The organism is Pedobacter sp. Leaf176 (genome assembly GCF_001424305.1).
Classification (GTDB): Bacteria; Bacteroidota; Bacteroidia; order Sphingobacteriales; family Sphingobacteriaceae; genus Pedobacter.
Genome location: NZ_LMPD01000008.1, coordinates 187,474 through 196,039 on the forward strand (window position 1 = coordinate 187,474; position 8,566 = coordinate 196,039).

At 36.3% G+C, this 8,566-nt stretch carries 10 protein-coding genes; 3 read left to right on the forward strand and 7 right to left on the reverse strand.

What is annotated here, in order from left to right; all coding sequences use genetic code 11:
- Nucleotide 1: 1 nt before the first annotated feature.
- Entirely contained in the window at nt 2-214 is a 213-nt protein-coding gene (locus tag ASF92_RS20675) for a site-specific integrase (RefSeq protein ID WP_056097636.1), read from the reverse strand.
- Between the two features lies 1 nt (nt 215).
- Nucleotides 216-1,163, reverse strand: coding sequence for a hypothetical protein (locus ASF92_RS20680; RefSeq protein ID WP_056097638.1), 948 nt, complete (start codon nt 1,161-1,163; stop codon nt 216-218).
- A gap of 318 nt (nt 1,164-1,481) precedes the next feature.
- Here ASF92_RS20680 and ASF92_RS20685 point away from each other — a divergent pair, with 318 nt between their 5' ends.
- Together ASF92_RS20685 and ASF92_RS20690 are read left to right on the forward strand one after the other, a co-directional pair.
- The gene (locus ASF92_RS20685) at nt 1,482-1,709 is read left to right on the forward strand and encodes a hypothetical protein (protein WP_056097640.1); all 228 of its coding nucleotides are present in this window, start codon (nt 1,482-1,484) and stop codon (nt 1,707-1,709) included.
- 69 nt (nt 1,710-1,778) lie between these two features.
- Entirely contained in the window at nt 1,779-2,792 is a 1,014-nt protein-coding gene (locus ASF92_RS20690) for a site-specific integrase (RefSeq protein ID WP_056097642.1), read from the forward strand.
- Between the two features lie 875 nt (nt 2,793-3,667).
- On the opposite strand, the gene ASF92_RS20695 is transcribed toward ASF92_RS20690, so the two are convergent.
- The 5 genes from ASF92_RS20695 to ASF92_RS20720 all read right to left on the reverse strand — a co-directional run bounded on the left by ASF92_RS20695 (nt 3,668) and on the right by ASF92_RS20720 (nt 6,844).
- The gene (locus tag ASF92_RS20695) at nt 3,668-4,111 is read right to left on the reverse strand and encodes a hypothetical protein (RefSeq protein ID WP_056097643.1); all 444 of its coding nucleotides are present in this window, start codon (nt 4,109-4,111) and stop codon (nt 3,668-3,670) included.
- Nucleotides 4,112-4,230: 119 nt separating this feature from the next.
- Nucleotides 4,231-4,671 carry a hypothetical protein gene (locus tag ASF92_RS20700; RefSeq protein ID WP_056097645.1) on the reverse strand — a complete coding sequence of 147 codons (441 nt, stop codon included), beginning with the start codon at nt 4,669-4,671 and terminating at the stop codon, nt 4,231-4,233.
- Between the two features lie 63 nt (nt 4,672-4,734).
- Entirely contained in the window at nt 4,735-5,157 is a 423-nt protein-coding gene (locus tag ASF92_RS20705) for a hypothetical protein (protein ID WP_056097647.1), read from the reverse strand.
- Nucleotides 5,158-5,159: 2 nt separating this feature from the next.
- Complete coding sequence (locus ASF92_RS20710) at nt 5,160-6,215, reverse strand: hypothetical protein (RefSeq protein ID WP_157264018.1); 1,056 nt, start codon at nt 6,213-6,215, stop codon at nt 5,160-5,162.
- 359 nt (nt 6,216-6,574) lie between these two features.
- Nucleotides 6,575-6,844, reverse strand: coding sequence for a hypothetical protein (locus tag ASF92_RS20720; protein ID WP_157264020.1), 270 nt, complete (start codon nt 6,842-6,844; stop codon nt 6,575-6,577).
- Between the two features lie 711 nt (nt 6,845-7,555).
- On the opposite strand from ASF92_RS20720, the gene ASF92_RS20725 reads away from it, so the two are divergent.
- A complete protein-coding gene (locus ASF92_RS20725) occupies nt 7,556-8,446 on the forward strand; it encodes an AraC family transcriptional regulator (protein WP_056097657.1) in 891 nt (296 codons plus the stop codon).
- The last annotated feature ends 120 nt before the right edge of the window (nt 8,447-8,566 follow it).

Here is an 8,566-nt window from a genome sequence, read left to right on the forward strand (position 1 = left end):
ATTAGCTTTCAAGATCTGGCATAAAATCACGGAGTGAATCATCGGTATATTCACCTAGACTTCTAAGATATTTCAAAGTCACAATCATATCTGAATGCCCCATCATTCTTTTTACAATATCTAGGTCTTTGGTTTTACGATAGACGTTTACAGCTGCTGAATGTCTGAATGAATAAAGTGTTTGCAATGGGAAAAGTAATTTTTTTTCCAACATTTCATCTTTTAGCCGTTGCCATTGCGTATGAAAATAGCTTCGGTTGAAAGCAACTCTTCTTCCTGTAAAAATATTCTGCCATTCTTGTAAGTTTTTTTATTCTTTCATGCAGTTCTATCTTTACAAAATCAGGTATATATACAGTTCGCACTCTTCCACTTTTATTCTCGTCGCCAGAAAGATGTATTTCCGAACAATCCTTTTTGAAATTTGATGCTGCTAAGTTTCTGATTTCTTGGTGTGGGCGCTGAAAGCATCCATAGCATATTATGCAACACAAATAAAGGTTGGGATGTTTTTGTTTTAAGAAGTGAAAAATTTCCAGCAATTGTTCCCTTTCATAGATCCTATGTAGCTTTGCCTTTCTTTTCATAGTAGGAGTATGAATCAAAAAATTTAGATTAAGTCCAGTTGTTAAATTTATACTAGAAAATAGGACGCCAATTTCACGTCTCCTATTCATATAATTTGCTCCAGAAGATGCATAGCGATCAAGAAACTCTTGAATTCGTTCTTGTTTCAAGCTACGAATATCCTCGATAGGTTCTTCTTTTGTAAGAAAGGAAGTAAAATGTAAATATGCAGCCTTAAGATTCTTTTTATAATAGTAACTTAGGTCTGCATGCAATTTTCGTTGTATTGCATTGTCTAACAAAATTTGAGTAGGGTAGGTTATTGTTTTTTTATTAGATATTAATTTAGCACGACAAATTGGCTGGTCAGATATAACTGGATAATTTTCTTCTTCGATGGCTTTCATCAATTCTAACATAAGCCTTTTCAAAAGCCTAACTTTTTCTTTTATTGATTTCGACCTGTTGGGGTAGATCTTTAATTGAAGATTGTTGCCATTGTATTCTCTAAAGCGCTTCCCATTCATATAGAATGATACATAGCTACGCCCTTTCAATCCGTACAGATTAACTATGCGAAAATTATAGTTTTCCATGTTTATTAACGCAATAAATTGTAATAAACGTATGTGTTGAAGCCTTATAAAACTACATTATCTGAAAAATACTCAGCCAAAACTCAGTCATTAAACTTCGAAATGCCGGCAAAAAAACTTAAATAATGATGAAAATAAAACAGTGGTAAACACAAAATTATCCACTAATAAATTTCATTTTTTTTGGAAAATTCAGCCAAATACCGTAAATTAGGTAATACAATTTTTTAAAAAATTAAGCTTAAATACCTGTTAATGCAGATTTTTGATGATTTTTAACATTTAAAACTCTGCCAAAACTCAGCCAAATCACTCAAAATGATGGATAAAAAACCCCTTTTAGAGCATCAAAAACAGCGTTTAGAGCTCGCAATTGATGAAATATCCACTCCGATATTCTCCACCAGAAATCCTAAAGCTCTGACTAGCAGTAATTTACGCGCTAGTCAGATTGATAACTCTGCCACAAATCTGCCAGTAGCAGATTTCAAAAAAAAAATTATCTCGTCCGGCAAAAAGACAACCCGAGGTTTTTATTCTGTATAAGCCGAAAATCAATCGGAATCCCCAAGGTGATACCCCAAAAAAATAGCACATACAGGTATTTTCAGTTCCATGGAGATTCCTGAACTGCCTTATACCGTACCGCGCCTGGTCAAGGGAAGGAACATTACCAGGGTTCCTGCCGGAAGCACCCTGGAAAAAGAAGTAGCGAAACAGAGCTGGTATATAGAATTCTTCTACCACAATGCGCAAAAGGAGCGAATGGAACGCATACGTGTTACACGGAAACTCAACAGGATTAAAGATCCAAGGGAAAAGCTCCGCAATTTCAACCATCTTTGCGAGGCTTACCGCATTGCGCTGGAAGGCGGTTGGAATCCGCTTGATGAGCACGCAAATAACCGTCTGAAAAAAGAGATTATTGGGATTAGCTTAGATGAGGCATTGAACCTCTTTGAAACCTATGATAGGGCCAAGGGAACACGTCCAAAATCGATGAGCACCTATCGCTCCACAATTAATGCCTTTATCAGGTTTTACGGAGGAGGAAAAAAGGTAGCTACAATCAGCGATTTCGAGATCACTGATTTCCTGAATACAAAGGAAAGGGAGGAAAATTGGGCAGGGGTAACCTACAACAATTGTAGGATAGCACTAAATAATCTCTTCAGGTTTCTAAAAGTAAATAAATATATAGTAGAAAATCCCGTAACCAATTCAGAGACCCGAAAGAAGATGCGGAAAGAATCCCACCAGGTATTCTCCGAACGTGACTTCAAGACGATTATGGAGTGGCTGGACAAGCACGACAAATACTGCCAGCTCTTTGTGCGGATGATTTATTATACCTGCATTCGACCAAAGGAGCTCCGGTTCTTGCAGCTTAAGTACATCGATCTAGAAGACAATACCATCACAATTCCCGGTGTCGTCTCAAAAAACAAAAAATCAATTCCGGTAAATATTGATATAAACTTAAGAATAGAACTTGATAAATTACAGATAGAAAAATTTGATAAGGAATATTTTCTGCTTGGTTCTGCAGACACTTTTATTTCACACAAAATGTGCTCAGAAAATTATGCCTACAACCGGTTTCAGAAATGCCTGGAGCTACTGGCCTGACCGGGAAGAACTACACGCTGTATTCTTTAAGCACCTCTCGAACGTAAGGAAGTTTAGGGCGGGCTGGACCCTGGCCGAGATCTGTTCTGCAAATCGTCACGGAAGCCTTTCAGAGACCGAGACCTATTTAAAGGAATTGCTCACTGACTTTTTTTAAGAGGGGTAAGACAAAACTTGGACTATCATATTTCAACTCATTTGAGATTAAAAGTATGGCAACTGAGTTCCAAAGCTTCCCCCAAATGAAATCAGATGCAGCGCTCTATTGTAATCCAAAAAAAAAATGAGCAAATAATTGTTCGAGGCTGTTTGCAAAGCCATAGGGTGAGGCGTCTTGTACTCAAACCAAGATGTTTACGACATGATGCAATATGTGGGACTGCTGTATTCCCTAACCAAGCTTCTCCGTATATGCGAAGGGCAAAAACAGAAATGGTTTTGCGGGCCGGGCGTTTTTGCAGGCCGCAAATGAGCGGGGGAAAACAGTAACTTATCCTAGTTCGAAACTGGGATTGGTTTCAAGTTCTTCCAGTTTGCTTTATTAATAAAAGTCCTATCTTCTTTTAATTTATCTCGATTTGAATCAAGGATTGGGTTAATTCCTGAATTTTCCATTCTCCAGCAAAGATATTGAGCATCAGGTTTGCCTGTAGCATATCAGTTAGTTTTTCTTTAAAAAAAAAGGTTTGGTTCTCTCTATGGCTTAGCTAAATCTAGTACCCGCTTCCTTGTGTACCCTGTATATTTCATATTTCCTTCAATAACTTTAAATAAGGTTTTAATTGATAACAACTTTTGCGAACCTTGGATATTAAGCTAAGTCAGGCATCAATTTCATACAGATTCAAAAATTCAGAGGTATTAAGGTTAATTACTTAAAACAATCTGAAGAAAATTTCTTTAAGTTCAGTCCGCGCAATTGAATCTAATTCCTTACTTGCATAAAAATGTAAAGCTTGAGCCATAAAGTAGTTTTGCTCTTCAGTACATTCATCACATACAGAAGGTGGAGGAATTTTCTTGTAAAAACCTACTGCGATAGAATCAATTTTCTTAAAAAGTTCTGGCGAAGAAATTCCATCGTAAGGGTTCCCCACGTCTATCTTCGAAATTTCTTTAATGGCATTTGTACCCTTATAAGCTTCTCGGAGTATGGACAAGAACATCCTATCTTTAAATGCGTTTATACAGGGATTAGGCCCGTTGTCAAAATCAAATCTTGGATATTTGTAGCTCGTTTTACAGGCGCTGATTCCGAGTAGCATAACCAAAATAATTACAGAGCATTTTTCATATAAGTCATTGTAAAATCGATCCATTAAGTAATTTATAGGGGCATCAAAATTACATCTTGCTATTCCATCTGTCAGCCAGGCGCATCATAAGTTAATAAAGTTAGGATCTCAAGTCATTGCTTATTGAAAGCCCCGCGTAGCTGTTATCGGTATACTTCCCCAATATTTTTTACTTCAAAAACACGGTTGGTTTTATCTTTTCTTAGATAAACTATGACGAGTAACTGGGTATTAACGAAATCAAAAGCAACTTCTGCATTAGTTTCATCACATGAAATAGAATTAATAAAGATAGATCTGTCTTTTGATGAATAATCACTTTCTCTAAAAAAAGCTTTTGTATTTTGTTTCGTTTTGTTCTGAAATGTAACTTTTTTGCCACCCCAATGCAGATTTGTGGGATTTTTTATCAAATCATTATATAAAATGATAATATTGGTTGTGTCCATAAATTTTAAATCTGAAGATTTGGAAAGAGAATCTAAACAGGTTTGTAAAAGTGTTGTGGTGTCGCATACGGTGGCTTTGTTGCCGTGACTGCAAGCGATAAGCAATGTCAATATTATACCAATAACATATCTCATGTCAGTTTAAAGTTATAATTCGTTGTGTATTCTGCATTGTCTTATCAGTTCTAATGAACAGGGTCACCTGAAAGGTAAAGCATCATCTATTTCTTGTGCGATTCGTATCGTTTCTTTCTTACCATTCGATTTATACAATTCAAATTCATACCTCAGATTGGCATTTATACAGACAAGACTGATACGTGTTTTGTCTGCGTTACATGTCACTCTATCAACCAGAAAGTACAGCTTTCCTGTTTGAACCAAATCCCGGATGCTACTTAAATCATTTTCTTCAAATGAAACAGGTATGCCTTTCCAAAAAAGTTTCATGTTTTTCGTCTCATTACTATTTATTATAGTGATGTTTTTATATTTTTTATCTTCCGTACTTAAATAGTTTAAGCACTTCTGAATGGCATTCTTTTTATCACATGAAATTGTATTATTATCTGAAAGACAAGAGGACATTGTCCAGATTAAAAGTAGAATGATAACCTTCATTTTTATTGTAGTTTAAAATTATAATTAACCAAGTTTCCAGCGTTATCGTGATATACTCTAAATCCTATATACTTATCTTCTAATAGCCATCCATATTCAGTCCAATCATCTAGTTTATTTTTTTCGTTCCACTGACGGCCATAATGAACAGTTTCATGAAAAATGGTTATAGCTAATAAAAATGCTAAACCCTGCATTTTCTTTTCAACAGCAGGGTTTAATTGTAGTAAACCATTTTCAAGTTCTTCTACGGTTGCTTTATTAATAAAAATCCTATCTTCTTTTATTTTATCTCCATTTGAATCAAGGATTGGGTTAATTCCTGAATTGTCCATTTTCCAGCGAAGATATTGAGCATCAGGTTTGCCCGTAGCGTATATAGTTAGATTGTCTGTAACAACAAGTTTCGGTCCTCTTCCCGGTGTAGCTAAATCTAATACCTGCTCTCTTGTGTACCCTGTGTAATTCATAATTCCATCGATAACTTTCGGATTAGCTAATAGATAAGGTTTTAATTGATTAACAACTTTTGCGAACCTTGGATATTGAAGCTTAGTTAGGTCATCGATTTTATACAGATTTAAAGATTCGGGCGTATTAAGGTAAACATTTTTAAATTCCTCAAATCTCATTGGGTTCTGAGCCATCAAATAATTTATCGACCAATTCTGAAAAGTAATGCTTTCAGGTGAATAGTTATTTTGTATTCTGTATTGCACCAATGCCTGAGCTATATTTGGATAGAAAATTACGAAATCAGCTTTAGCCCCAGTTAATCCTAAATCGGAGATAAGCTGGTTACTATAACCAGAAACAGTGGGTGCATCCCATTGATTAGGCGGATATTGGTGCAATCCTGTATCCACATTCCCTGGCCCGCTCGGAGTGTTTACCGGATCATAAGTTCCCTGATTATTCGGTGGACCCCAATCTGGCAGTCCAGCGGTAATAGATTCTCCCCAATCTAACATTGCTCCGATTTGAGGGGGAGTAGGTAAAGGTTGTCCGTCATCATCCTGATTAAACGCATTATTAATAAGCTTTTTATCGCATCCCAAATACCACCAATATCCAACCAATAGCAACCTGCTCCGTCGGGGCCATTTTCTCTATAAACTGAGAACTGTAGCCAGCACCTTAAATGATCCCATACAGAGGCCATAACTAAATTATCTTTCAATCCACCTAATGCTATTCGACCTTCAAAGTTAGAATTTGATATAGGTTGCTCATTAAGTCCTTTGCATTTCATAGAACTGATGACCCATTCCATTGGTAAAAAAGCAACTCTCTTGCGCTGATAATAGGTAGCTATGTAGGTCTTGTCATCATCCAAATCTGTTGAGAATACAAAATCTATTTTGTCTTTGGCTGCTGAATATAAGGTTTGTCTTTTATTGTAATAACCTTTTAAAGCTCAGTTAACGTCGGCAAATACCAACTCAGTGTTGTCATTTACTTTAAATATTAAATAAGAGTGTTTTCCATTTCCGATACGTTGAACTTTGCTCCAATTAAGCTCATAGTTCCTGCCCCCTTCAAGGAAGTACCTGCTTCTTTCTTTTGCAGATTTAAAATAACTGTTTATAGCAGAATCTTCGAGAAATCCAGGCCTCCCCCGGTCTTTTTTACAAGATTGGATGAATAGACATATAAAAATAAATAAGAAAGCAACTATTGCTTTCATTTTGAGCATTTTTTTTTCATTTAGATTAATCTTTAGAGATGGAGAAGCTAGTTGGAATTGCCTACAATAAATTTTATAAAAAACTATAGTAGGGATAAAAGTATTTAACTGGAAAAAGTAAGTCATTTGTTAACTTACACATAATTTTCTGACGGGAATGTTCAGAATAAGTGAGGTATGTATTCATATTGAGAGGCTAATTTTCAAACGCAAGCTACAAATTAAATTATTTTTAACAAAATAATTAAAAATTTGTAAACAACTTAATATTACTAAACTTAAATGTTAATATTTGTATTATTATTAGCCATCATCCTACATATTTCATTTTTCCTTTAAGGACCTGTTTAAGTCTCGAAGGTTGATTTTTTATTTTAAAAAGAACGAACTTTTCTCATGTCCATGAGTTCAAGATCCTCCGCTACATCCGGATTTTCAAGAGCAATACGGAATTGACGCACGTGTTTGATAGCTGTTGAGCAATTAAGCCGTGTCGTTTAGTTCACAAATTGGCATGCCTGCACTAATGGTTAAACGTAAAAACGTTTCAAAATTGTCTACTTCTGTATCATAAAAGCTGTCGATTATTAACGGAAATTTGTCTTATACTATTCAGCCTGGCAGGATGTTGCTGTGGCGGAACATGGTTAAGAGAAAACAACAGAAGCGAGACCCCGTATTTACCGGATCCAGATTTAAAATTGTAACAATATGAAGCATTTCAAAAAAATCAGCGAGCTGTATGAGGTTCTTGGTTTCAAGCCGCCTGAAGACCCTTTATTCAGCGTAGCTTACGGTGATAGTTGCCCAGGCATTAGCGACCTCGAATTTACTTCGGCATTTTACATCATTGGATTCAAAAAGTTAAAATCAGGGCTAATCCGCTACGGAAAAACCAAGTATGACCATGACCTTGGCGCTATGTCATTCATCAAACCGCAACAGAAAGTACTGTTCAAAAATACAGAACTAAAGGAAAAGGGTTTTATGATCATTATTCACGAGGACTACTTACCTGGAACTTCGCTCTATAGTGAAATTAAAAAGTACGGCTATTTCGATTACGAGGTTAATGAGGCACTGCATCTTTCACCGAATGAAGAAAGTATCATCTGGAACCTGTATTTCGCGATAGAAAAGGAGTATAACAATAATACCGACGAACATAGCAAAATGATCATCATCAGTCATATTGATTCGATACTGAAATATGCACAGCGTTTTTACAAACGACAGTTTATTAACCGGACTGCATTAAGCGGGGCAACGGTTACCAGGTTCAATGCTTTGCTCGCAGCAAATCTCGAAGAAAGAAAATTGAAGTATACCGGGCTGCCTAGTGTGGCTTCGCTCGCGGAAAAGATGCATATTTCGCCCCGTTATTTAACCGACCTGCTTAAAGAGGAAACAGGTAAAACCACCTTGGAACTTATCCACCTTTTTTTAATTGCTGAGGCAAAGAATATGCTTACAGCGGGTGATATGAACATATCGGAGATTTCCTCGGCGCTTGGTTTTGAGAATCTTACTTATTTCTCGCGTCTGTTTAAAAAAGAGGTAGGCAGTACTCCCCACAAATTCAGGGATAACTTATTGAATTAGGACATTCTGGTCTAGGTTCAGTTCAACCGTATCAACAGGTCGAACACCTTTTCAAAGATGATCAACTCCCAAAATAAAGGCCTCCATCTTTAGGTAACAGATGGAGAGGCCTAGGCCTCT